The sequence below is a fragment of the Thermococcus coalescens genome (genome assembly GCF_055392585.1).
Genome location: NZ_AP043764.1, coordinates 385,368 through 407,407 on the forward strand (window position 1 = coordinate 385,368; position 22,040 = coordinate 407,407).

25 protein-coding genes are annotated in these 22,040 nt (G+C 56.1%); all 25 read right to left on the reverse strand.

The genetic code is table 11. The annotated features are described in order from the left end of the window. Window positions 1-1,761, reverse strand: coding sequence for a serine/threonine-protein kinase (locus ACZ5M3_RS02230; RefSeq protein ID WP_464840091.1), 1,761 nt, complete (start codon window positions 1,759-1,761; stop codon window positions 1-3). Window positions 1,762-1,852: 91 nt separating this feature from the next. After that, window positions 1,853-2,461 (reverse strand): hypothetical protein, encoded by a 609-nt coding sequence (locus ACZ5M3_RS02235; RefSeq protein WP_464840092.1) that lies wholly within the window; start codon window positions 2,459-2,461, stop codon window positions 1,853-1,855. Further along, on the reverse strand, window positions 2,461-3,057 hold the full coding sequence (locus tag ACZ5M3_RS02240; protein WP_464840093.1) for a chromosome assembly protein: 597 nt from the start codon (window positions 3,055-3,057) through the stop codon (window positions 2,461-2,463). The genes ACZ5M3_RS02235 and ACZ5M3_RS02240 overlap by 1 nt, the downstream gene beginning before the upstream one ends. A gap of 10 nt (window positions 3,058-3,067) precedes the next feature. Continuing rightward, entirely contained in the window at window positions 3,068-4,891 is a 1,824-nt protein-coding gene (locus ACZ5M3_RS02245) for a hypothetical protein (protein WP_464840094.1), read from the reverse strand. A 9-nt stretch (window positions 4,892-4,900) separates the two neighbouring features. Next, a complete protein-coding gene (locus ACZ5M3_RS02250) occupies window positions 4,901-5,419 on the reverse strand; it encodes a hypothetical protein (RefSeq protein ID WP_464840095.1) in 519 nt (172 codons plus the stop codon). Window positions 5,420-5,549: 130 nt separating this feature from the next. Beyond that, complete coding sequence (locus tag ACZ5M3_RS02255; protein ID WP_464840096.1) at window positions 5,550-6,122, reverse strand: DUF302 domain-containing protein; 573 nt, start codon at window positions 6,120-6,122, stop codon at window positions 5,550-5,552. Between the two features lie 111 nt (window positions 6,123-6,233). Beyond that, complete coding sequence (locus tag ACZ5M3_RS02260) at window positions 6,234-7,127, reverse strand: hypothetical protein (protein ID WP_464840097.1); 894 nt, start codon at window positions 7,125-7,127, stop codon at window positions 6,234-6,236. Then, window positions 7,120-7,797 (reverse strand): class I SAM-dependent methyltransferase, encoded by a 678-nt coding sequence (locus tag ACZ5M3_RS02265; protein ID WP_464840098.1) that lies wholly within the window; start codon window positions 7,795-7,797, stop codon window positions 7,120-7,122. Before ACZ5M3_RS02265 ends, ACZ5M3_RS02260 begins: the two co-directional genes overlap by 8 nt. A 75-nt stretch (window positions 7,798-7,872) precedes the next feature. Further along, window positions 7,873-8,637, reverse strand: coding sequence for a hypothetical protein (locus ACZ5M3_RS02270; RefSeq protein ID WP_464840099.1), 765 nt, complete (start codon window positions 8,635-8,637; stop codon window positions 7,873-7,875). Window positions 8,638-8,902: 265 nt separating this feature from the next. After that, window positions 8,903-9,145 (reverse strand): FeoA family protein, encoded by a 243-nt coding sequence (locus tag ACZ5M3_RS02275; RefSeq protein WP_464840100.1) that lies wholly within the window; start codon window positions 9,143-9,145, stop codon window positions 8,903-8,905. Further along, window positions 9,126-9,311: a hypothetical protein gene (locus ACZ5M3_RS02280; RefSeq protein WP_464840101.1), complete on the reverse strand. Its 186-nt coding sequence runs from the start codon at window positions 9,309-9,311 to the stop codon at window positions 9,126-9,128. The genes ACZ5M3_RS02275 and ACZ5M3_RS02280 overlap by 20 nt, the downstream gene beginning before the upstream one ends. Then, on the reverse strand, window positions 9,308-11,305 hold the full coding sequence (gene feoB / locus ACZ5M3_RS02285) for a ferrous iron transport protein B (RefSeq protein WP_464840102.1): 1,998 nt from the start codon (window positions 11,303-11,305) through the stop codon (window positions 9,308-9,310). The genes ACZ5M3_RS02280 and feoB overlap by 4 nt, the downstream gene beginning before the upstream one ends. Before the next feature lie 98 nt (window positions 11,306-11,403). Next, window positions 11,404-11,985, reverse strand: a complete 582-nt coding sequence (locus ACZ5M3_RS02290) for a methyltransferase (protein ID WP_464840103.1) — start codon at window positions 11,983-11,985, stop codon at window positions 11,404-11,406. A 6-nt stretch (window positions 11,986-11,991) separates the two neighbouring features. Further along, a complete protein-coding gene (locus ACZ5M3_RS02295) occupies window positions 11,992-14,073 on the reverse strand; it encodes a heavy metal translocating P-type ATPase (protein WP_464840104.1) in 2,082 nt (693 codons plus the stop codon). Further along, entirely contained in the window at window positions 14,073-14,429 is a 357-nt protein-coding gene (locus tag ACZ5M3_RS02300; RefSeq protein WP_464840105.1) for an ArsR/SmtB family transcription factor, read from the reverse strand. Before ACZ5M3_RS02300 ends, ACZ5M3_RS02295 begins: the two co-directional genes overlap by 1 nt. A 74-nt stretch (window positions 14,430-14,503) precedes the next feature. After that, window positions 14,504-15,640, reverse strand: a complete 1,137-nt coding sequence (locus ACZ5M3_RS02305; RefSeq protein WP_464840106.1) for an SLC13 family permease — start codon at window positions 15,638-15,640, stop codon at window positions 14,504-14,506. Continuing rightward, on the reverse strand, window positions 15,579-16,055 hold the full coding sequence (locus ACZ5M3_RS02310) for a hypothetical protein (protein ID WP_464840107.1): 477 nt from the start codon (window positions 16,053-16,055) through the stop codon (window positions 15,579-15,581). Before ACZ5M3_RS02310 ends, ACZ5M3_RS02305 begins: the two co-directional genes overlap by 62 nt. 109 nt (window positions 16,056-16,164) lie before the next feature. Then, a complete protein-coding gene (locus ACZ5M3_RS02315) occupies window positions 16,165-17,103 on the reverse strand; it encodes a CE1 family esterase (protein WP_464840108.1) in 939 nt (312 codons plus the stop codon). Between the two features lie 25 nt (window positions 17,104-17,128). After that, entirely contained in the window at window positions 17,129-18,058 is a 930-nt protein-coding gene (locus tag ACZ5M3_RS02320) for a DMT family transporter (RefSeq protein ID WP_464840109.1), read from the reverse strand. 81 nt (window positions 18,059-18,139) lie between these two features. Continuing rightward, window positions 18,140-19,537, reverse strand: a complete 1,398-nt coding sequence (merA, locus tag ACZ5M3_RS02325; RefSeq protein ID WP_464840110.1) for a mercury(II) reductase — start codon at window positions 19,535-19,537, stop codon at window positions 18,140-18,142. A gap of 43 nt (window positions 19,538-19,580) precedes the next feature. Further along, window positions 19,581-19,811: a YHS domain-containing protein gene (locus ACZ5M3_RS02330; RefSeq protein WP_464840111.1), complete on the reverse strand. Its 231-nt coding sequence runs from the start codon at window positions 19,809-19,811 to the stop codon at window positions 19,581-19,583. After that, window positions 19,812-20,018 carry a heavy-metal-associated domain-containing protein gene (locus ACZ5M3_RS02335; protein ID WP_464841031.1) on the reverse strand — a complete coding sequence of 69 codons (207 nt, stop codon included), beginning with the start codon at window positions 20,016-20,018 and terminating at the stop codon, window positions 19,812-19,814. Between the two features lie 94 nt (window positions 20,019-20,112). Then, a complete protein-coding gene (locus tag ACZ5M3_RS02340; RefSeq protein ID WP_464840112.1) occupies window positions 20,113-20,490 on the reverse strand; it encodes a DUF302 domain-containing protein in 378 nt (125 codons plus the stop codon). 4 nt (window positions 20,491-20,494) lie between these two features. Beyond that, window positions 20,495-20,878, reverse strand: coding sequence for a CoA-binding protein (locus ACZ5M3_RS02345; RefSeq protein WP_464840113.1), 384 nt, complete (start codon window positions 20,876-20,878; stop codon window positions 20,495-20,497). Between the two features lie 65 nt (window positions 20,879-20,943). Further along, entirely contained in the window at window positions 20,944-21,801 is an 858-nt protein-coding gene (locus ACZ5M3_RS02350) for an FTR1 family iron permease (protein ID WP_464840114.1), read from the reverse strand. Between the last annotated feature and the right edge of the window lie 239 nt (window positions 21,802-22,040).

A 22,040-nucleotide genomic window follows, 5' to 3' on the forward strand; every position in this document is an offset into this window, starting at 1 on the left:
TCACACCCCCTTGAAACCCAGCTTTATCCTGTGCACTATCATCTCGGCCTTTTCCAGAAGCTCCTCGGGAACGTCGAGGCCGTTCTCAAGGCGGAGCCTGAGCTGCTCCCTCAGCCTCAGGAGCTCCTCCCTCGTCTCGCCCCTTGCGTAGTGAACCAGGTCATCGGCGTATTTCAGCGCGTTAACGAGGTCGTTGAGCTTCAGGTACAGGAGGAACAGTTCCCCGGCGTAGTAGGCGCTCCTCGACAGGTCATTGAGCGAAACGCTCCTGCTGAGGTTCTCGCGGTAGCTGGTGCCGAGGAACTCCGCAATGTCCCTCTGGAGCTCCTCCACCGACCGGTAGCGCTCCTCCTTGTTCTTCGCCAGACACTTCATCACGACCTGCTCAAGGGGCTTGGCCTCGGGGTTGAGCTGGCTCGGCGGAACCGGTTCCTCAAGGGTTATCTTTGACGCCACCTCCACGAAGTCCTCACCCTCAAAGGGCGGCCTTCCCGTAAGGAGCTCGTAGAGCACAGCTCCTATCTGCCAGACGTCGGTTCTCTCGTCGGTTCCTCCAAAGCGGGAGCTTATCTGCTCCGGGGCGGCGTAGAGGGGGGTGAAGCTGACCGTATGGGTCGTCCTGCTCTCCTTGAGGAGCTTGCTTAGCCCCCAGTCGCTCACCTTCGCCCTCCCGTTCTTCAGGAGTATGTTGCTCGGCTTGAGGTCGCGGTGGATGACGCCCTTCGAGTGGGCGTACTTTATTCCCTCTGCGACGTCGAAGATTATCTTCGCGGCCCTTACCGGGCTCACGGGCTTCCCGAGCTTTGCGAGAGAGCCCTCGCAGTACTCCATCTCAAGGTACGGGACGGGGAAGATGTTGTAGTCGTAGAGCTCGACTATGTTGGGGTGGCTGAGGAGCGACCAGTTCCTGACCTCCCTGAGGAACGCTTTGCCCCCCTCCTCTGTCAGGCTGAGCGGAACCTTGAGGGCAACAACCGTCCCGTCCTTTCTCTCGGCCCTGTAAACCCTTGCAAAGCCGCCCTCGCCGATGGGCTCGACCTTCCTGTACCTCGCGAAGAGCTCCTCCAGGGGGGTGCGGGGGGCATCTTCAACGGAAGTCCGACCGCTTCCGGCGGGGACTGGAACCGGAGTGCTGATTCTCTCCTCGCTTTTCGGCCTCTCGGTTATCTCTGTGCTCACCCTCACCTTGGCGCTCACCATACCGGAGCGGACCGCGACCTTGGCGCTGACCTTTCCGGGGCTTCTGGGGACGGCCGTTACGGTCTGCAAGACGTACTCGCCGGGTTTAACGCCCCTGAAATAGACCCTGGTAGAACTGAGATCGAAGTATCTGGCCAAACCGCTGAGGTCTATTTCGACGTTTATGGCCCCGTGAAGCAGGTTCCTGAAGCCGATCCTAACCGGGACTTCCTCCCCGGCGTAAAGCCTCGGCGGAAGCTCTATTATAACCGACCTGCGGAGGAGCTCCTTCATGTCCTCCTTCGGGACGGGTGGAGCGGGCGGAACCGGTCTGGGGTACCGCCTCTTGTACTTCTTGGACTTCGAAACGTCCTTAAGCAGGTGTTTTATCAGGTGTCCTATCCACATGGCTATCACGATGAATATTATGAATCCAGCCGCCCTCCCGAATATGACGGAGATTATGACGATGAACACGAAGAGCTTGACGAAGCCCTCCAGGATGTCGTCGTCCATGAACCAGTGCCCCATGTGCACGCGTATCCCTCCATTCCCGCTGAGACAGGCAGTTCCGGCAGTCATTTAACCCTTTCTGGTGCCGTTTTGAAAGCCCGCACGGAGGTTGTTTTCACTCACGAAAAATATCCGGGTAGGATTCATGCCAAGGTGGAGGTCACTCCGTGACGGCCTCCCCAGCTTCCTCCTCCCGCTCCTTCGTCACTTTCTCTGCGGCCTTTTCCGGCTCCAGCTCGCCCTCCTTAACGGCCTGTATTGTCCTCATTATCTCGGCCAGCTCCTCGTCCTCCTCGAACTCAACGCCCGCACCTATGGCCTGGTCGGTGTAGCCGAGCATGGTGTTGAGGTTTTCGTTGAGGTTCTGGGCGTCGAGCTGCATGCTGACGAGGTGCTTCTCAAGCTCTTCCGGCGACATCTTCCTGAGGATTTCCCACGTTGGCGTGTCCCTCAGTATGGCCTCGTTCTCCTTGATTATCAGCAGGTTCGCCACGAGCATGAGCTGTTTGTTGAGCTGGGCGTGCGTGTTCTGGAGGCTCTGCTTCCTTTTGTTCAGGGTTTTGATCTTGGTCGCTATCGTGAGCTCCTCGCTCTTGCTCCTCGCCTCCTTTGCCCTCTGGAACAGCGCCGCTATCTGGGCGTCAATCTCGGCTATCTCGTCCTCTATCTTCCGTATCTGCATGTCGAGCTTGATCTGGTTCTCCCTGAGCTGCTCTATGGGAATGTCCAGGGGATTTTTTCTCCCGAAAAACCTTGAAAGGAGCCCCATCACAGCTCCTCCTCCGCGTCCTTCTCAAGCTTCGGCGAGGCTATCTTTTCCGTCACTTCCTCAACGTCCGCCTCCCCTGTCTCGACCCTGGCCCAGGCCTCCATGAGCTCCCTCTCGGTCTGGTCTTCCGTCGCCTCAAACTCGGCTATGTCCATCTCAAAAACCCTGTTCAGGTTCTCGACCATCTCGTCGAACTCCCTGCCATCGAGGCTCACCTTGACGAGCACGCTCTCAAGCTGCTCCGGCTCGACCTTGGAGAGCTTGTCCCAGAGGCCTATCTTCCTCAGCTCCTTCTCGTACTTCTTGACGACTATCAGGTTCTTGACGAAGGTGTACTGCTTCTGTGCCGTCGTGAAGTCTCTCAGCCTGAGCTTCTGCTCCATGTCGAGGCTCTTGATCTCCTGGGCGAGCATCTTCTTCTTGAGCACGTCCGCCCCTATGCCCTCCTGGAAGAGCTGCTTCTTCTTTTTCTCGATGCGCTCGATCTCCTTCTTCGTCCTCTCAAGCCTGTTCCTCAGGCGTATTTCCTCCTCCTGAAGCTCCCTCAGCGAGAGCTTTTCGATCGGGTTCTTCCTAAACCTGTCGAGTATCCCCATCTCAACCACCTCATTTCCTTATCAGCACAAGGCCAAATCCGTCTATGTATTTCACCAGGTTGCCATCGCGGCCGATTTCATAGAACGCCCGCCTCACGTATTCCTCATCACCGCAGTCGAGGCACTCGCTGAGCGGCAGGTAGTCCCTGCCCTCAAGCTTTCTCCTCACGCACTCCCTGACCTTGGCATAGACCTCCTCGTCGAGCTCAAGGCGCACCAGAGGGGCTAGAGCCCCGGCGTAGCGGTCGTTGGGGTTGTGGACTACCTCTCCCGTCTCCGTGTCGAGGAGTATGAGCGAGACGTTCTCGGAGTAGAAGTTCCTGTGGAAGTCCTCCGATGAGACGTACCTCCTCACCCTCTCCTCGAAGCCGAGGGGGGATGCTATAACCAGCACCGTCCTGGCGTTCCCCTTCGAGTCCCTCGCATCTATGAGGTGCACGTTTATCTCCGCCAGGGTGAGGGGGTCGGTGTCAAGGCCCAGCTCCGCGAGCCTCTCGACCCTCGTCAGATACAGCCCCCTGATGAGTATCCGCTCCTTCCTTCCGAGGAGCTTCTTCTCCTTCAGGGTTACCTCGACGTACCTGTTTTCCGGCAGGTTCTTGAGCGACTTCTCGTCAAGCTTTCCTGCGAACCTCGACGTGTCCTCGCCCTTCCCCTCTTCAACGCTCTCAACGGAGTACGTTTTGCCGAAGAGCCTCACCTCTCCAGCAAATTTGCTCTTCATTCTGCCCACGAAGTTCAGCTCGCCTATCCTCGCCTCGTCCCTGAGAACAAGGCGGGAGCCCTTCTCAACCTTGCCCGAGATCGCGAGGATTTCCTCTATCTTGCCCTTTAGGAGACCCTCCTTCTCGGACAGCTCAAGCTCCCTCTTCCTCAGCTCCATCTCCTTCTCCCTAAGCTCAAGCTCCCTCCTCCTGAGCCTCTCCTCAAGGAGCTTCGCCTCGCGCAGTGCCTCCTCTCTGGCCTTTGCAAGCTCTTCCTCCAGCTTTTTCCTCAGCTCATCGTCCTTGAGCTCAAGGAGTCTCTTCTCAAGCTCGGCCTTTTCCCTCTCGAACCTCTCGACCAGCTCCTCCCTCTCCCTGCGGAGCTTCTCAATCTCCTCAAGGCTCGATGACCTGAGCTCGGTCTCAAGCCTCTCGCGCTCCTCCTCGAAGAACGCCACCATCTCGGCTATTCTCTTCTTCAGCTCTCCAACTTTGGCCTCGTAGCTCTCCCTGACGGCCTCGACTTCCTCCGCCTTTTCCCTCTCCCACTCCTCCATGAGCGTCCTGAACCAGCCGTACTTGCTCGCCTCGTTTATGGCGGCATCGATTTTCTCGCGGTAGCCCTTCCACGTCCTCTTGAGGTAGTACCTGAGGGGGAGCTTTATCTCCGGGTCTTCGAGCTGCTCCTCTATCCACCTGTCCATGCCGAGGTAGTAGGTCTTGAGGAGTTGCACCGTCTCCGGCTCCCTGCGGTAGAGCTTTCCGAGTATGTCCTCCTTAGTGGTTATTTCGAAAACGTTGTACTTCAGTATCTCGTCTATCAGACCTATCTCGCGTTCTGAGAAGCGCTTTTCTGCAGGTGGAAAGTCCTCGCCCTTCCTCCGGAAGCTCCATGCGAGTATGGCCAAGGCCGCCTCGAACTTCGACCTGAACGCCGCGTCAAGGTCCCTCAGGAAGTCCCCGCACTCGCCTTCGAGATAGCGCGAGTACGAGTCCTGAATCCTCTCCCACAGGCCCCTCCGGGTCTCGAAGTCCTCAACGGTGATGTCCCTGCCCTGGCGCAGAATCCTCTCCGCCGACCTGAGCAGGTTTCTCACGCACTCCGGGTTCCCCTCGTTGAACACGACCATAGTATCACCTCACAGCAGGAGGGAGAGCTCCCTCTCCAGTTTTTTAGCCAGGTCATCAACGGCACTCCCGTAGCCTTCAATCCCTATGACAACCCGCGTCCCTTCCCCCGTTTTCTCCACGGAGGTCTCTATCTCCATCCTCCCCTTCTTGGTGTACGCCCGGTACCGAGAGGTGCTCCCCTCAGAGGAGACGTAGTATGCACCGAATTTTGAGAGGACGTACTTCAGAAGCTTCTGAACCACCACGGGCTCTTCCCGGGTCAGGTACTCAATCTCTCTCCTGTTGGGTGCGACCTTCGAGCCTATGTCCTCTGGCTCCACGCGGTAAACCCTCACCTTCCCCTCCGTCGGGGGGTCGAGCTTCGAGAGAAGTTCCTCCGCGAAGCCCTCAACGTCGCCAGATTCTATTATGAAGGATATCCCCCTGACCTTGGAGATCCTGGCGCGGTTTGACCACTTATCCAGCAGGTATTCAACGCGCTTTCGCTCGGCGTCGTTCTCGTAACCGACTATGAACAGGTGCGGCATGACGGTTCACCTCCACTCCCACTCACCTACGGTAGTGCTGGGGTTTTGGAGTATATAACGTTTTCGGCAATTTGGAGAAAAGAGTGACATGTCCGAATTTTCCATTTTGTAAAATTTGGGAGAAAAGAGATCAAACCCTATCAACAACGCCCTTCAGTATCTCCTCTACCTTTCCGGCGACTTCAAGGAGTTCGTCGTTCCCGGTCACGCTCATGGCCTTCGTCGGGAGCAGGAGGCTCACGTGGGTCTTCCCTTCCTTAACGTAGACCACGAGGTTGCAGGGCAGGAAGGTGCCGCTGTTGACGTCTATGCCTATCAGCTCGCTTGAGTAGTCCGGATTGCACGCCCCGAGGATCACGTAGGGCTCCATCTCAAGGCCGAGCTTCTCCTTGAAGAGGCTGTCAACCCTGACCTCGCTGAGGACGCCAAAGCCCTCCTTCTTCAGCTCATCCTTGATCTTTGCCACAGTCTCGTCGAAGCCGGTCTCGACCTCCCGGACGTAGGCGTACTCCTTCTGAGGCTCCTCCACTCCGTGCATCCCGTGCTTTCCGCCCATACCCTTCATGCCCCTACCGTGGCCCTTGCAGCCTCCCTTCATCTTTCCTCTGCCCTTCATTCCCTTCATGCCACCTTTCATTCCTTCCATCTTGCCCTTCCCGTGCATGCCCTTCTTTTCCTTCATTTCATTCATCTCACCGTTCATTTTGAATCACCTTTTCTTTTGTCAATGTCTTTTTAATTTGAAGCGTTAATAGGATTATTATGAACAAAATGATAATCAACAGCCTCAAGAATTTCCAATATTAAAGGGTGTTCATCCCAATGCCTTATAAAGTGCCTTCAAAAGGAGAACAATGGCGATTCCAGAGGTTGCCAGCGCCACGGGGACGTTGACCTCAAACCACATGTCCCTCAGAGCGGTGTATACCGGGAGAGCGGCAGCCGGCATGAAGAGAGGCATGGCATACCTGCTCCCATTTAGCCTCCAATGGTCGGAGAAAAAGTTCTTCCCTTCGAGCCTCCTCAGGGCATAGAAGGCAATCCCTACGAGAGGGGGTAGAAGGAGGATTGAAAATGGGACGGCCAGGGCTGTAAATACTCCGAAAAACAGCAGAACGGCGGCAAATGCTCCGATTTCAAGCTTTCTGGGTTCAAAACTTCCGGGGATCGAGGCATTAAGAACCGCGTATGCTGCCATCAAAAGGATGGTCGAGAGGAACGCATAGGCCGCAAAATCCCGGAGACTCACCGCGTAGCCGTCCTCAAGCTTCCAGTAGGAGGCCCAGAATCCCCAGAAAATTCCGAGGAGAATGAAGAAGAGGGCCGCTTTTCTGCCCCCCCATTCGCCCAGAGCCTTTTCCGCCAGATAGACCCCGGCGAGAACAGAGATGAGGGCGTGCCAGGCCAGCGACGTCCAGACGATGCTGAAGGGAAAACCCGTGTAAACGGTTTGAACGACGACGCCCTCAACGAGCCAGCCAAAGACCGCGCCAGTGAGGAAAACCGAGTAAACGTCACCCACCCGGAACCGGTTCGTCATGAGGAGCACAAAGAAGGCCAGAACCGAATAGATTAACCACGTTATCACAAACCCTGGGACAGTATCTTCCGGTCTCCACCTCCCCCAGAACATCATCTCCGAGTAGAAGAAGAGTATATAGCCGAGGGAAAGCGTGGACACGAGCCTTCTAACGAGTGCCCTATCCATGCCCATTCCTCCCGGGTTTCAATGCGATGACGGTTTCAACGGGAAGCCCGAAAATCCGCCCCTCCTCCTCGTGCACCACCACAAAGCCAGCACCCTTCACGACCTCAGAGAGATAGATCGGCCGGCAGTCCAGGTACCGGGGAAACCTCTCGTGAAGCCATTCGTAGAGCCTCGCTGCCAGCCCTTCATCCTTTGACATACTCACCACACCAAACCTTCCGCCAGGCTTTAGAACCCTTTTAACCTCACCGAGCACTTTCGGAATCTCGGGCGTATCAAAGAGCTCGAGGGTGAAGCTCATAAAGACGGCATCAAACTTGTTATCCTCATAAGGCAATTTTGAGGCGTTTCCACAGTACAGCTCGACCCTATCCAACAGCCCAGCTTTCCGGAGCCTTCTTTTGCTGACCTCCATCATCCCCGAAGAGATATCGACACCATAGACCTTTCCATCCTCCCCTACAAGCCCGGCCATCTTCACCAGGGCATGGCCCGTTCCAAAGCCTATCTCCAGAACCGTTTCTCCGGTTTTGATGCTGAGGAGCTCCAGCACCCTGTCCCGGTATTTTCCCTCGGGAAAAGCAAATAAATCGTAGAATCTGCTGATTCTGTCGTAGAGCTTCTTTGCCTCCTCCTGAGTCCGGCACACCCGCGATACTTTTGAATCCATCCGGTCCTCCCGGTGGAGTTTTGTTCAAGGAATTATTTATGGGTTGCCGCTTCCGTGAGCGGCTGAAAACGAGGTTCACCTCCTCGCCCGCCAGTACGCCAGCACGAGCACCAGCACGGGCCCAGCAAAAAGCATCAGGTAGAACTCCAGAGACCCCACCTGACCGGAAACCGGACAGGCCGGTGGCTCTGTTTCAAGGCCCCTCGTGAAATTCAACCTCCGAAGGGAGCTCCCATCGTAGTAAAGCACGGTAACATTCCCCCAGTCAAGGGGGACGAAGGGATTCTCGGGCCGGGTGTAGATGAGGATCCCTTTCTCCAAGAAGACTGCGCGCAGGGTTGTGTTGCTCGGGAGATGGAGAGCCATGTTGTCGGGGACTTTAATTTTGTAGGACACTCTGCCGTTCGAGATGTGGAGCGTTGACCCGTTGAACTCAACCGGGTACGAGGGCGAGGTTATGGAAACGTTGCCGCAGGGGCACAGCTCATTTCGGATTTCCTCCGGAATCATAACGTTGTTGGTTACGCACGGTTTTTCCGGGTCTATGGCCCTTCCGTCGCTCAAATACCAAAGCCCCCTGTAGAATGTATAAAAGAGCTCCTCTGCTCCGGTGGTGCTGCCAAGGTAGTAGAGCTTCCCATCCCTGAAGTAGAAGTAGTACTCCCCAACCATGCTCGGGGTGGGTACCCCCTGCATTCCCGGGCCCAGCGCGTCCCAGGAGAGGGTTATTATGGCATCATCTTCCCCGACCTTGATGAAGGGATGAAACGAGCAGTATTCGGTGGGGCCGAGAACAGGATGCGGACCGCAGAGAGATTCGGCCGCCGAGACGAATGGCAATGATAGGAACAGCAGAGTTAACAACAAGGGGGAGAGCCTGGAGATAGTGCACCACCGGTATCACATATTTACGGGAATATAAAAACATTCTGAATGGAGCACGGGGCAAATTATGACAAAACATACAAGAATGGATAGACACTACTTACTCCGGCTTAAAAATGAATAAGGAAAATATCACCCCGGGATCCTAGCTTAAAGACACCCAGCATTGTCCGCTATTTTGGGCCTTTTGATAAAAGAGTTGAAGGTGAGATCCTGCATCTCACCTGGAAGGTTCTTTAACGTATATCTTCTCGGCTATCTCATTTCCCAAGGCGATGGTGGTGTTCCCCGTTCGGATAACGTATGAGGGGAATCTGTGGAGGACTTCTATTTTCCTTCCCGGCATCACTCCCATCGATATCAATTTCTGGAGAACCCTCACGTCCGCTTGGACAATGTGGGCTATCTCCAAGACCTTACTCCGCGCCCCTGTCAGCGGCACACTATTCTTTAACTTTTCCATAAACCCACCCCCAGACGTTTTTCAGCAGGTTGAGGCCCCCTGGCTCCGGCGGCATCTCGTATCCACAGTTGGGGCATTTAACCAGCCCGCAGGAGCCCGCGAGGGGGCATCCCCTGCACGCCTTAGAGCCGTCCTCAAATTCGAAGCCGCACAGGGGGCACTTCACAGGCTCACCCCCAAGGAAGTCAGAAGGAGGCTCAGTACGGCCCCCACCGTAAAGGCAAAGGTTATGTTAAAGGCAAACACCGACAGGGCAATCTTTGGCCCGCGCTCCTTCCACATGACCGAGAACTGTGCTATACACGGTACGAAGAGCGTAAGCACCACCGCGGACACCACAAGAGGGATGCCGCTCAGCGCACCCGCCTGAGCCAAGTCATAGAGCCCTGCGGCTCCGTAGTCTCTCCTGAAGAATCCAAAGAGAAAGGCCACAGCGGCTTCCTCCGGCAGACCTATCCACGTTACAGGATAGCTCACGAGGCTGACCACAGAGTCAAAGACTCCCGTAATCCTGCCCGCCCATATAAGGACGCTCGCTATTACGAATATCGGCAGAACCTCCTTGAAGTACCACTCCATCCTGGCCCAGGTTTTGATGACCACGTTCGAGAGCTTCGGCATCCTGAGGGGCGGTATCTCCATAAAGAACTGCGGCCTTTCACCGGGCATGAGCTTTGCCGCCAGCCACCCTATGAGGAGCAGAACCAGTACGTCAACCGCGAGCCATATTGCCAGCGCCTTTGGATTGCCCGCGAGGAGGGCGAGGATGACGCCGAGCTGGGCGGAGCACGGGATGGCCAGGGCTAAGAGGAAGGTCGCTATGACCCGCTCCCTCTTGGTCTCAAGTGTCCTGGTAACTATCGTGGCCATTGTGTCGCAGCCAAAGCCGAGGACTATCGGAATCACCGCCCTGCCGTTCAGCCCTATCCTTTTGAACACCCTGTCCACGAGCATCGCCAGCCTCGGCAGATATCCGCTGTCCTCAAGGATGGAGAACGCCAGAAAGAACGTGCCCACTATGGGAAGGATTATCGCCACAGCATACCTTATTCCAAGCGTGATGATGCCGTACTCGTGTACGAAGAGATCCTGGATGACCGGCCAGGGTATCAGAGATTCGAAGAGCCTGTTCATGTAGGGGTTTATATAGCCTTCAAAGACCGTCCCTTCGATGAAGTCAACGAGTGTCTGGGCACCAAAGACCCCCACGAACAGGTAGAAACCGTAAAGAACACCGAGCAGGATCGGCAGCCCCGTTATGGGGTTCATCGTCAGTCTGCTCAGCTTCTCACCTATGCTTTCCTCGGCACGTTTTTCTGTTCTCATGACCTTCCCGACAACGTCCGAAGCCACCTCATAGTACTTCGCCATTATTTTGTAGACCAATGGCTCCCGGTACTTCTCTGAGAGCCTTTCGGCGGCCTCTGTAGCCAGGTCGTCTTTTGCGAACCTGTCCGAGTAGAGGAGCGCAAGGATTGCCTCAAGCCTTGTATATCCCGAGCGGGATACCAGTAAGTCTATCTCCCTCTCCACCTCTTCGTCGTGGACGACTTCTATCCTGGGCCTCTCTTTTTTGTAGCGGACTATTGCCTCACGGAGCAGGTGAAGGTTTTTTCCTTCCACCGCAACGGTTCCGATGACCGGTATACCGAGCATCTCAGAAAGCTTCCTGGTGTCTATTGAAACGCCGTATCTACGCGCTTCGTCCATCAGGTTGAGCACAAGAACGACGTTCTTGTCCGCTTCCAGCAGCTGGAGCGTCAGCGGCAGCATTCTTTCCAAGTTCTTCGCATCAACAACGTGCACCACAATGTCCGGATTATCCCCCAGGATAATGTCCCTCGCTATCTCCTCCTCCTGAGTTATCGGGGCTATGAGGGAGTACATGCCCGGCGTGTCTATAACCCCAAATTCCTTTCCCGCTATGATAGCTTTTCCTGTTGATATGTCCACGGTGGTCCCGGGATAGTTGGAAACCGTGACGTACCTGCCGGTTAGGTGGTTGAAGATAACGCTCTTTCCGACGTTCGGAGTGCCAACCAGCGCTACCTTTGGCACGTCCCCCAGATCCTCCATTACGCCCCCGTGGCATGAGCATGAGGCGTCTTTTGCACTGTGCTTAGAGTGCTCTCCCTTACCAAACAGGAGTTCCAGCTTCATGGTGCTCCACCCCGCTTGTTTTATTCCCCGACATTTGTTTGATATGCCTAATTTTATAAGGGCTTCCAAAACCCCACGTTTGAAACGTTTAGTGAAAGCTATGAGCGCCACCGGTCGGCACCACTCCCCCGTCCCAACGTCACATGGAGCCGCTGGATTTGGCCCCTGTGGCCAGAGTGCCGCCCTTCAAACACCTCCTCCAGACAGGAATCCCCGAGTGTAGCGTTGTACAGGTAAATCCTGATTATGAGAACCACAGTTAACAGGAGAGCAAGGAGTGAACGTCCCACCGTTGACATTCCCGCCAGCGCTAGGAGCCACCCGGCATACCGTGGATTCCCACTGTACCTGTAAATCCCGACGGTTAGCATCTCCGGAGTTCTTATTTTGGAGGGCCTTCCAGAGGAACTGTGACCTATGACATTGACGGCTATCAAAAGGAGCCCGACAAAGGTCAATATTGATCCCGCAACGGTGGCATAGGAGGCATCAATCCGAAGGGGCCATGCCCCTCCTATAGCTGCACCACCTATCAGGGCAAAATGCATTCCATCACTCAGCCCAACCGCAACGAAGGCCCGAAAGGGAGGGTTTGACCTGTTTCTACAGGCTGTTCTCAGTTCGAGCCAGGAATACGCGGAGAGAAAAAGGGAAAGAAAAGTCCCGAGCGCATAGAGCACGCCCCGTCACCTCAGTATCCTCATCGCGTTGAAGACCGCTATCAGGGAGACACCCACGTCTGCAAACACTGCCTCCCACATCGTGGCCTCTCCAAGGATTCCAAGGCTTACGAAGGTCAACTTGACGACGAGGGCTAGGATGATATTCTGCCAGACTATTCTCTGGGTCTTTCTGGCTATCCTGATGCCCCTCGGCAGCTTGGACGGCTTGTCGTCCATTATGACGACGTCGGCCGTCTCTATGGCGGCATCGCTTCCGAGAGCACCCATTGCAACTCCGACGTCAGCTCTTGCAATCACCGGAGCGTCGTTTATGCCGTCCCCGACGAAGACGACCTTTCCGCTGCCCTTCTCCTTCTCCAGCTCCTCTATGACCCTCACCTTGTCCTCCGGGAGGAGCTCCGCGTAGAAGCCGTCGAGGCCGATCCGCTTTGCTATTTCCGCCGCAACCTCTCTGTTGTCACCGGTAACCATGACGACCTTCTTGACACCAAGGCGCTTGAGCTCCTTCACCGCGATGGGGGAGTCCTCCTTTATCTCGTCGGAGATTATGATGTAGCCCGCGTACTTTCCGTTGATGACCACGTGAGCGACCGTGCCTTTAACGCGGCAGGTGTCGTGCTCGATGTTGAAGCGGTGGAGCAGTCTGTCGTTGCCCACCATGACCTCGACGCCGTCTATTTTTGCCCTGACGCCGTGGCCGGCTATCTCCTCGTACTCCTTGATTTCGGCCTCGTTGATCTCCTTTCCGTAGGCGTCCCTTATGGCCTTCGCTATCGGATGGTTTGAGTGCGCCTCCGCCAGCGCCGCAAATTTGATTATTTCTTCCTCGCTGAAGCCGTTCCGCGTTTCCACCTTCGTGACCTTGAAGACGCCCTTGGTGAGGGTTCCCGTCTTGTCAAAGGCAACTATTGTGGCCTCCTTGAGGGCGTCAAGGAAGTTTGACCCCTTAACTAAGATTCCCTCCCTTGCTGCCCTACCGATGCCGCCGAAGTAGCCGAGGGGGATTGAAAGTACCAGGGCACAGGGGCACGAAATGACGAGTATCACCAGCGCCCTGTAGACCCAGGGGGTGAACGGGTCTCCGGTCACGAGCGGAGGGACAAGGGCTATCAGAGCCGCTATTCCAACGACTGCCGGCGTGTAGTAGTGGGCGAAGCGCGTTATGAACTTCTCGGTCTTTGCCTTCCTCGCACTCGCGTTCTCGACGAGCTCAAGGATTCTTGAGATTGTGGATTCGCTCAGCTCCTTGGTGACTTTGACCTTTAGAAGGCCGCTGAGGTTGACCATGCCGGAGAGGATCTCCTCACCTTCCTTCACAGTCCTCGGTACGCTCTCACCGGTCAGGGCGGAGGTGTCAACGGTTGAAGTGCCTTCGATAACGACACCGTCAACGGGGACCTTCTCACCCGGCTTGACGAGGATTACGTCCCCAACTTTAAGCTCCTCCGGCTTGACCTGGATGACCTCGCCGTTCCTGAGCAGGTTGGCGTACTCCGCTTTGAGTGCGAGTAAAGCCTTAATTGAGCGTCTTGACTTTCCAACTGCGAGGTCCTGGAAGAACTCGCCGACGACGTAGAACAGCATGACCGCCACTCCTTCCGGATATTCCCTGATTATGAAAGCACCTATGGTCGCCACTGCTATCAGGAAGTTTTCATCAAAGACGTTGCCGCGGATGGAGTTGACTACGGCACTCCTGAGCACCTTCCATCCGGATATGAGGTAGCTTGCGGTGAATAGCCCAAAGACCAGTGCGTTGTCCATGTCATAGTAGTACCGCAGTATTATGCCTACTGCAAATAGAACCAGTGAGGTTCCTATCATGTAAGCTGTTTTCGTGTAGTCCTCGTCTTCATCCCCGTGATGGTGTTCGTGCCCGTGGCCGTGTTCGTCTTCAACAACCTCCACGTCCGGCTCGACCCTCTTGATTATCTCCTTGGCCTTCTTTACGTCACCTTCTATCACAGCCTCCTTGGTGGCGAAGTTGACCACCGCGAACTCGAAACCTTCCTTCTTCAGGGCCTCCTCTATCTCGTAGGCGCAGCTCGCGCAGTCAAGACCTTCCAGCTTAAGCTTCTTTGCCATCATTTCACCTCCGACATGTGCTCCAGGCCGATCCTCAGGATTTCTTTGATGTGCTCGTCATCGAGACGGTAGAAGACGTTCTTGCCGTCCTTGCGGTAGGCAACTATCTTCCTGTCCTTGAGGATGCGGAGCTGGTGGGAGATTGCCGAGACCGAGAGTTTGGTTATCGCCGAGAGGTCGCAGGTGCAGAGCTCCCCGGCCTCCATGAGTGCCAGCAGGATTTTGAGCCTCGTCGGGTTGCCGAGGGCGTCAAAGAAGTCAGCTACCTCCAATACGGTCTCCTCCTCCGGGATTTTCGACTGGGCCTCCAGGATTTTATCCAGATGTTCCTCGTACACCCTACACACTTCCGTCATCACAAATCACCTCTACATTTGAGCAGTTGTGCAAATGTTTTATAAACCTTCCCATTTCGAAAACTGTCGAAAGGTTAGAGTAGGAATATCAGAATCGAAATCACCAATGCCGCAAGGAAGTATGGAATGGAAAATCTGTGGAAGTCCCTCATGCCAATTTCTGAAATGCGGAGGGCTATGAGGTTTGCGAGGGAGCCGGTTATTATCCCGGTGCCCCCGAGGTTCACCCCGAGGGCGAGGGGAAGCCACTCAGGTCTTGGGCCGAGGAAAACCACCGTCGCCGGAACGTTGCTGATGAGCTGGCTCAAGCCGGCCGATGCCAGGAACAGCACCAGCCCCTCCGATGGGACTGCATGCCCAGAGATCAAACGTGCAACCTCTCCAAAGTCGGCGAAGATGAAGGCAAAAGTCAGAACCAGCGCCCAGTCAAAGCCCAGCAGGGCCTCCCTTCCAAAGGCCAGCAGAACTGCCAGCGTCAGGGGGAGCGTCCAGAGGGGATTCCCGGTCTCCGCCAGGGTCACGTCGGTTGTCAACAACAGGAACGAAGCCAAAAGCAGCCTCCGGTTAATCGCCACTGGGGGCAGTTTTTCAAGAGACAACGGCTTTTCCCTTGTGGTTATGGTGAAGAGCAGGAGGAGGGCGAGCCAGATGAGGACGAAGGGGAGCATTGCCCGGGTGAACTCCGCGAAGGAGAGCCCGTAGGTGTTCCAGATTATGATGTTCTGGGGGTTGCCGATCGGCGTCAGTGCCGACCCGACGTTGGCCGCTATGGCCGAAAGCGTGACGGCGCGGGCGGTGTCTATCCCGGAGAGCCGTGAGGTAATGATGACCAGCGGGATGAAAACAAGCATCGCCGTGTCGTTCATTATCACCGCCGAGGAGAGGGCGATGGCGGGTATGAGGAGAAACATCAGCCTCCTTTCTGAACCCCTGGAGAGCTCTATGAGTCCCAGCGAGAGCCGGGTGAACGCCCCGGACAGCTCAAGACCCTTCGAGACCAGTATAAGGGATGTTATCAACGCCATGCTCCCCCAGTCGATGAGGTGAGGCGTTCTGATGAGCAGAAGGCCGTCGTTGATAAGCAGGACTAGGTAAAGGGCGATTAGAGCCGTAAGGAACCATTCGCGCCTTGCGAAGCTTTTCAGCCTCTCAAATGCCGTGTCTCCTAACCTCCTCTGTAAGGCCGTAATCCGGAACGAGCTTCTTCCCATCGGCAGAGACGCGAACGTGGAGGACTACAAAGCTTTTCCACGCGACCGGGACGACCCAGCAGTTTTCCGGTTCTCTGAACTCCGCACCCTCAAGGACGTGGAGCTCCCGAAGGACTTCCTCGGCTCCTTCCCTCACTCCGGCCGGATCGACTTCACCCGAATACGCTCCGGGCAGCCCCTTCGGGAGGGGGCTTTTAGTTTCGGGATTGTAATGGAGCCTGTCTATGGCGAAGCTCAGGTACATCACGGGGACGTCAACGTGGACGCCCCCCGGGGCGCGGTGGACTATTGGCACCCCAACCGTGAGGAAGGGCAGGGCGTGTTTTACTGTCTCTATGGCCTTTTCAGCCGTTTTGGGGGTGAGTTCCTTCCAGACGTCTGGTCTCCCCCTTATCGGCGGTGGAAGGGGCGGCATGGTAAGACCTCCTCGATGAAACACACCTGTACACCACGGATGTAGAAAAAGGCCGTATAACTTTTTGGGATTCAGCTGTCCCTCGAATAAGAACTGAGAAACTTCCAGATTACCTCGTTGGCGTCAATGTCCCTGCTGGTTTTTCCGATAATGTCCCGGGGGAGGTACTGGTAGCCGCCCGGCCACGTGTGGCCGCCGCCCTCGATACCGTATAAAACGACTTCAGCCCACCGCTGCAGTTTGAGTACCTCTCAACCCAGACCCGCGTTCCGTCTTCTGGATCTGCGTCCGGAAGGTACTCCCGCCCGTGCCTTACGGTGCAGCCGTTTCTTTCTGCCCAGTGCTCAACGGTCCCTTCAATGGAGACCACCCATCCAAGCTTAACCGGCCCGAAGTGGAGTTCGCCGCCGTCCCAGGGAACTATCGGGTCGTCCGTTCCGAGGACTATCAGGATGGGAACCGGTGTCCGCGGGGAGCAGTTCTCGTACAGGTTCTCCGACATGGAGACACCAACAACCGCCACCGCCGCCAGCCTCTCGGGAATCTCGCAGGCCAGCCGGTAGGTCATCAGCCCGCCGTTCGACATTCCTGTGACATAAACCCTGCTCCCGTTCACGCCGTATTCCCTCACGAACAGGTCGATGAGTGCTGATATGAACGCAACGTCGTCTATGTTCTCCCGCTGGGCACGGTAGCGCGAGAGGTTCCGGCCGTCGTTCCAGTGCCTCTCCACGCCGTCAGGATACACCACAACGAAGCGCTCCCTCTCGGCCAAGAGGTTGAGGCCGCCCCGTGTGAGGCGCTCCATGTCAAACCCGCTCCCACCCCCGCCGTGGAGGGCTATCAGAAGGGGAAGGTGCTCGTCCTCAGAAAAATTCCGAGGAAGATGGACTATGTACGTCCTCTTCAGCCCGTCGATGACTATCTCCCCCCGGAGATCGCCGGGATACATGCGCTCCGTTTTCCAGACTCGCAGGTACACAATTGAGCCTGCAAGAAGAGCCGCCAGAACGATGAGTACAAGAGTCCTCCCCTTCGCTCCCACCATTGATATTCCTCGAACATATGTGGTATCAGCAGGTATAAGAGTCTTCCGCGGGACGCTCAGCGGAGATCAGGTAGACGCCGGCAAGCATGAGAACCCCGAAGAGCGCCTTCAGCAGGGTGAAGCCCTCGCCCAGAACCAAAAACGCGACGAACGCTCCCACCAAGGTCGAGGTGGAAAAAATCGCCCCTGTTCTCATGGCACCAATTTCCCTGAGCGCAAAAAGGTAGAGGACGAGGGAAAACCCGATGCTAAGCGAGCCGACCGTTAGGATGTAGGGCAGACTCCGGGAAGGAATCGTGAGGGGGACTCCGAGGAGCGCGGAAAGCGAGAGGAGGGAACTTCCTCCGAGAATGCCTTTGAGAGAGGTTACAAGGAGCAAATCACGGTTGAGGCTCAGGAACCTGCTCAGGTTGTTGTCGATGGCCCAGCAGAGACCGGCGAGCACAACAAGGAGGTTGCCCCGGGAGTTCCCCATCAGCGCCACGGAACCCATGTTCTCTGTTGAAACGACGAGGGCACCGGCAATAATCAGGGCAATCCCGACCATACCGCCCCGGGAAATCCTCTCCTTGAATATCGCCGCGGCTATGAGAACCGTGAAGAGAGTCTCGGTGTTGAGGAGGAGGGAGGCGTTGACCGCAGAGGTTCTCTCCAGCCCGGACATGAAGAGGAGGGGCGCCATAAACGAGCCAAAGAGGACTATCAGGCCAAGCAGGCCCACGTCCCTACGGGAGAACCCCTCCCGAGTTTTCACACGGAACTCCAGCGTGCTCAGGAGCCTCTCCTTCAGGGGAGTGAAGCGCAGGGCCATCAGTACCACTCCGGCTGTGAGGTACACGCTCCCGGCGACCACCACGGGGTGAACGTCCCTGAGGGCTATCTTGTTGAGGGTCGAACTGAGCCCGAAGAGAAACGCCGCAAGAAGTGCCCCGACGTAGCCATGGTGGTGGGTCATGTATTACGGTTGAAAAAGAGCTTTATAAGGTTAATTCACACGAAAAAAGGAAAGGTAGCACGGCATTGCACCCTAAGACACTCACATCGCACAGCACGGCATCTTCGAAACGTCCCCCCTGAAGGAGAGGGCGGCAAGCTTTATCGCCTCGCTCATCGTCGGGAAGACGTGGAGGGTCTCTATCACGTCGTCGAGGGTCATTCCGTTTTTCACTATCATCGCCGCTTCGTGGATAATCTCGGCCGCGTCGTGGGAGAGAATGTGAACCCCCAGGATTCTTTCGGTCTCACCGTCCACCACCATCTTGATGAGGCCCCTCTCCTCGCCTATTATCCTCGCCTTTGGGACGCTGGAAAATTCCACCGTGTTGCAGAGGCACCTCCTTGCCTTCGAGGCTTCCCTGTCGGTCAGTCCAACGCTCGCCAGCTGGGGGTCGGTGAAGACCACCTTCGGGACCACCGAGTAGTCCACCTCGACCGGGCCGGCTCCAAGCGCGTTAGAGGCGGCCACGAAGCCCTCTCTCGCCGCCACAGTCTCAAGCATGGGCTCCCCAACAACGTCGCCAGCAGCATAAACATTCTCCCCTGCTTTCATTGTTCCGTCCACGACGATGAATCCCCTGCCGTCGGTCTTCACACCGAGGTTTTCAAGTCCCAGGGCTTCTGTATTTGGAACCCTCCCGGTTGCGAAGAATAGGTATTCGGCATCGAAGGTTTTGGCCCTTCCATCAACGGTGGCCTCCACCACCACACCGTCCCCGCCCTTCCGCAAGGCTTTCGGCGTTGTTAGAGTGTGTATCTCCACCTCCTCGCCCAGGATGTCCTCAAGCTCTATCGCAAGCTCCGGCTCGGCATCGGGCATTATCCTCAGGCTCCTCTGAAGGAGCACGACCCTGCTCCCGGCCCTCGCGAATATCTGGGCGAACTCAAGGGCCTGCGCCCTCCCGCCGATGACCACGACAGAATCGGGGGTGTCTTTGAGGCTCAGGGCCTCGACGTGGGTGAGAACCCTGTCCTTAACCTCCTCCAGCCCCTTCAGCGGGAGAACCCTCGCCCGTGAGCCGGTAGCTATGAGGGCCTTTTTGAACCCTATTCTGGCCCCGTTCACTTCCACTGTGTTCTCCGAGACGAACCTAGCGGAGCCCTCGACGTAGTCAACATGTTCGAGGCTTTGAAGGACGTCTTCGTACTTCTCCTTTCTCAGAGTTTCAACAAGTAGGTTCTTTCCCTCCACCAGTTTGGCGAAGTCGAACTCCTCCACGGAAAAGCCAAGCCCGGGGTAGGGACTGAAGAGGGCCCTCCTTTTAAGTTCAAGGGCCGTTAGGAGGTACTTCGTCGGGACGCAGCCGACGTTGACGCACGTCCCTCCTATCGGCCCCCTGTTGACCATGAGGGTCTTCACTCCAAGCTCGTCAGCCTTCAGCGCGGCGGCGAATCCGGCGGCACCGCCGCCGACGATGAGAAAATCGTAGTCTTTCATGTTAAACGCCTCCAGAAACAAAGAAAAAATAAGGGGTTGGGCCTCAGTGGTGGCAACCGCCCCGGCGGTGCCCCATGCCGTGCCCGTGGCGGGAGTGGGTGTGTCCTCCATGGGAGTGGTGGGAGTGCCCCATGCTCCCAATGTATTTCTCCGGGTTCGCCTCGAACTCCGCCTTACACCCAGGGGAGCAGAAGTAGTAGACCTTCCCGCCGTACTCAACCTTGAGTCCGGTGTCCTCACTTACCTCCATTCCGCAGACGGGGTCAATCGGCATTCAAACCACCTCCACTTCGTAGCCGTACCTTTCAATCGCCTTGATTATCTCCTCCAGGCGAACCTTTCCGGGGTCGAACTGGACAACGGCCTTCTTTTCCTCAAGGCTGACCTCGCCCTTTGCCCCGGCGCCCTCTATCGCCTTGGTTATTCTCATAACGCAGTGCTTGCAGCTCATGTTCGGTATCTTCAACACGACTTCGGTCATTTGCATCACCAATAGGAGCTAAGAAGGAAAGCTTATGGGGCTTATCGTTTCCAGAATGGAAACCAAAAACCGGAGGCATAAACAAAAGTGAAAATCAGAGGGAGTCAATGATCCCCTTCACCTGCTCCTCCATAGGCTTCATCAGCTCGACGACCCTCTCGCCGGCTATTTTCCAGGCAACACTCGGAAGGGTAACGCCCAGGTAGTTCCCCTCCTCCGTGCGGTAGCCGAAGCCCGTGCAGGGAAGCAGTGCCCCGATGTTGGGGTCTATCTTGACCAGCTCCTCGACGAGCTCGCTGTGGCAGATGAATAGCAGGTGGTAGTCCGCTATTATGCCGTTTTCTGTTTCGGTTATGGCGACGGGAATGCGCTCTCCTATGAGGAGGAAACCGGCCTCCTCCAGCCTCTTTTTGAAGCGTTCCCAGAGGAAGTCCAGATCCTCATCAAAGCGCCTGACGTAGTAGAACTCCATCCAATCACCCCCAGCTCGTCCACGTTGTCTCAGCTATTATGCACTTCCCAAAGCTGTACTCAACGCCTTTCTCATCGAGGAACCTGGCAATATCGTCGCTCTCGGCACCGGGCTGGAACCAGAGCCTTTTGAAGCCCGCTTCAACGGCTTCCCTTGCAATTTGGAGCCCGACGTGGGGCGGAACCACAAAAACTATCACATCGACATCCCCGGGAAGCTCTCGAACGCTCCTGTAGCACCTCAGGCCTTCGATCTCCTCATGCTTCGGGTTCACCGGGAGAACCTCGTACCCTTTACCGACGAGGTCCTTCAGAATTACGTTGCCGTACTTGGAGGGGTTTGGGCTCGCACCAACGAGCGCTATTTTCCTGAAATCCGCAACGTTCATTTTTCACACCCAAGAGTGAAATCAATTTCACCCTTTTTATTCATTGCGGGTCAAAAATGAGTAAATCAGGCCGCACTCTTCGCGGCCTTTTTCTCCCGGTTCAGTGTCGGCCCCTTGCCGTAGGCCCTGAGCACGAGGTAGAGGGCCGTTATGAGGTATCCAAACTGGATGAGCACACGGCCCCATTCCATGCTCACGGAGTATCCGAAGAGCACCGCGAAGACCGAGCCGATGGCTCCCTTGTGGTGCCAGACGCTCTCGCTCGGAATCCCGAGGTCGTAGGCGGTGCTAGCGAGAAAGCCCAGTGAGTAGCCCTCCTCTTCAGCCCACTCGATGAGCTCGTGCGTTCCGTAACCTGCAAGGCCTGCCGCTACGAACACCAGCAGTATCGAGCTGAAGTAAAAGAACTTCCGCAGGTCTATGCGCATTCCAACACCATATATCAGGTAGGCCAGCACGAGCGCCCCCGCCAATCCGGCGATGAGGCCGAGGAGCGTCCCGCCTAGGTTCCGGGTCATGAAGGGCGTGAGGAAGAGAACCGTCTCAAGGCCCTCCCTGAAGATTACGACGAAAGTAAATCCGATCAACGCCAGGGGAGCTATCGACCTGCTCACCTTGCTCTCTATCTCCGCCCTGATGTCCTTGCCTTTGGTAGCCATCCAGTATATCATGCTCGTGAGGACTATCACGGCCAGGTACGAGGCTATGCCCTCGAAGAGTTCGGTCTCCTCAAGACCGCCGTAAAACTTCAGCACTCCTATTCCAAGGAGGACGCTGACGCCAACCGAAAGGGCTGTCCCTATCCACACGTCCTTTATCTGGTTCGCCCGGTTGGTTCTTCTCAGGTAGGCGATTATTATCGCCACTATTATGGCCGCCTCCAGGGCCTCCCTGAAGGTTATGAGGAAAGCGCCAACGCTCATGGGTTCACCTCCGAATTTCTTAGGTCAGTCTAAAATTCATAGGGCAGCTTATGAGTTTTACCTTTGCCAAATCGAAAATTCGCAAAATAGACGGGAAACATCCACAATCCCCAAAGAAATATGCCACGTGTCAAACCGAGAGGGTTCGAAGGGAACACTACTTGATGCGGAAACCAACCGAACTTCCCAAATCTGTGAAAAGGGACGAAAACTTGACTCCATTCTGGCAAAAAGATGGG

Bases quoted from the DNA above. Each gene is read 5' to 3' on its own strand.
- ACZ5M3_RS02250 (WP_464840095.1), bottom strand. From the start codon at position 5,419: ATGCCGCACCTGTTCATAGTCGGTTACGAGAACGACGCCGAGCGAAAG.
- ACZ5M3_RS02315 (WP_464840108.1), bottom strand. From the start codon at position 17,103: ATGGTGGGAGCGAAGGGGAGGACTCTTGTACTCATCGTTCTGGCGGCT.
- ACZ5M3_RS02335 (WP_464841031.1), bottom strand. From the start codon at position 20,018: ATGACCGAAGTCGTGTTGAAGATACCGAACATGAGCTGCAAGCACTGC.
- ACZ5M3_RS02275 (WP_464840100.1), bottom strand. From the start codon at position 9,145: ATGGAAAAGTTAAAGAATAGTGTGCCGCTGACAGGGGCGCGGAGTAAG.
- feoB (WP_464840102.1), bottom strand. From the start codon at position 11,305: ATGAAGCTGGAACTCCTGTTTGGTAAGGGAGAGCACTCTAAGCACAGT.
- ACZ5M3_RS02265 (WP_464840098.1), bottom strand. From the start codon at position 7,797: ATGGATTCAAAAGTATCGCGGGTGTGCCGGACTCAGGAGGAGGCAAAG.
- ACZ5M3_RS02305 (WP_464840106.1), bottom strand. From the start codon at position 15,640: ATGGGAAGAAGCTCGTTCCGGATTACGGCCTTACAGAGGAGGTTAGGA.
- ACZ5M3_RS02310 (WP_464840107.1), bottom strand. From the start codon at position 16,055: ATGCCGCCCCTTCCACCGCCGATAAGGGGGAGACCAGACGTCTGGAAG.
- ACZ5M3_RS02345 (WP_464840113.1), bottom strand. From the start codon at position 20,878: ATGAACGTTGCGGATTTCAGGAAAATAGCGCTCGTTGGTGCGAGCCCA.
- ACZ5M3_RS02340 (WP_464840112.1), bottom strand. From the start codon at position 20,490: ATGGAGTTCTACTACGTCAGGCGCTTTGATGAGGATCTGGACTTCCTC.
- ACZ5M3_RS02230 (WP_464840091.1), bottom strand. From the start codon at position 1,761: ATGACTGCCGGAACTGCCTGTCTCAGCGGGAATGGAGGGATACGCGTG.
- ACZ5M3_RS02300 (WP_464840105.1), bottom strand. From the start codon at position 14,429: ATGACGGAAGTGTGTAGGGTGTACGAGGAACATCTGGATAAAATCCTG.
- ACZ5M3_RS02330 (WP_464840111.1), bottom strand. From the start codon at position 19,811: ATGCCGATTGACCCCGTCTGCGGAATGGAGGTAAGTGAGGACACCGGA.
- ACZ5M3_RS02255 (WP_464840096.1), bottom strand. From the start codon at position 6,122: ATGAACGGTGAGATGAATGAAATGAAGGAAAAGAAGGGCATGCACGGG.
- merA (WP_464840110.1), bottom strand. From the start codon at position 19,537: ATGAAAGACTACGATTTTCTCATCGTCGGCGGCGGTGCCGCCGGATTC.
- ACZ5M3_RS02295 (WP_464840104.1), bottom strand. From the start codon at position 14,073: ATGGCAAAGAAGCTTAAGCTGGAAGGTCTTGACTGCGCGAGCTGCGCC.
- ACZ5M3_RS02240 (WP_464840093.1), bottom strand. From the start codon at position 3,057: ATGGGGATACTCGACAGGTTTAGGAAGAACCCGATCGAAAAGCTCTCG.
- ACZ5M3_RS02235 (WP_464840092.1), bottom strand. From the start codon at position 2,461: ATGGGGCTCCTTTCAAGGTTTTTCGGGAGAAAAAATCCCCTGGACATT.
- ACZ5M3_RS02260 (WP_464840097.1), bottom strand. From the start codon at position 7,127: ATGGATAGGGCACTCGTTAGAAGGCTCGTGTCCACGCTTTCCCTCGGC.
- ACZ5M3_RS02245 (WP_464840094.1), bottom strand. From the start codon at position 4,891: ATGGTCGTGTTCAACGAGGGGAACCCGGAGTGCGTGAGAAACCTGCTC.
- ACZ5M3_RS02320 (WP_464840109.1), bottom strand. From the start codon at position 18,058: ATGACCCACCACCATGGCTACGTCGGGGCACTTCTTGCGGCGTTTCTC.
- ACZ5M3_RS02350 (WP_464840114.1), bottom strand. From the start codon at position 21,801: ATGAGCGTTGGCGCTTTCCTCATAACCTTCAGGGAGGCCCTGGAGGCG.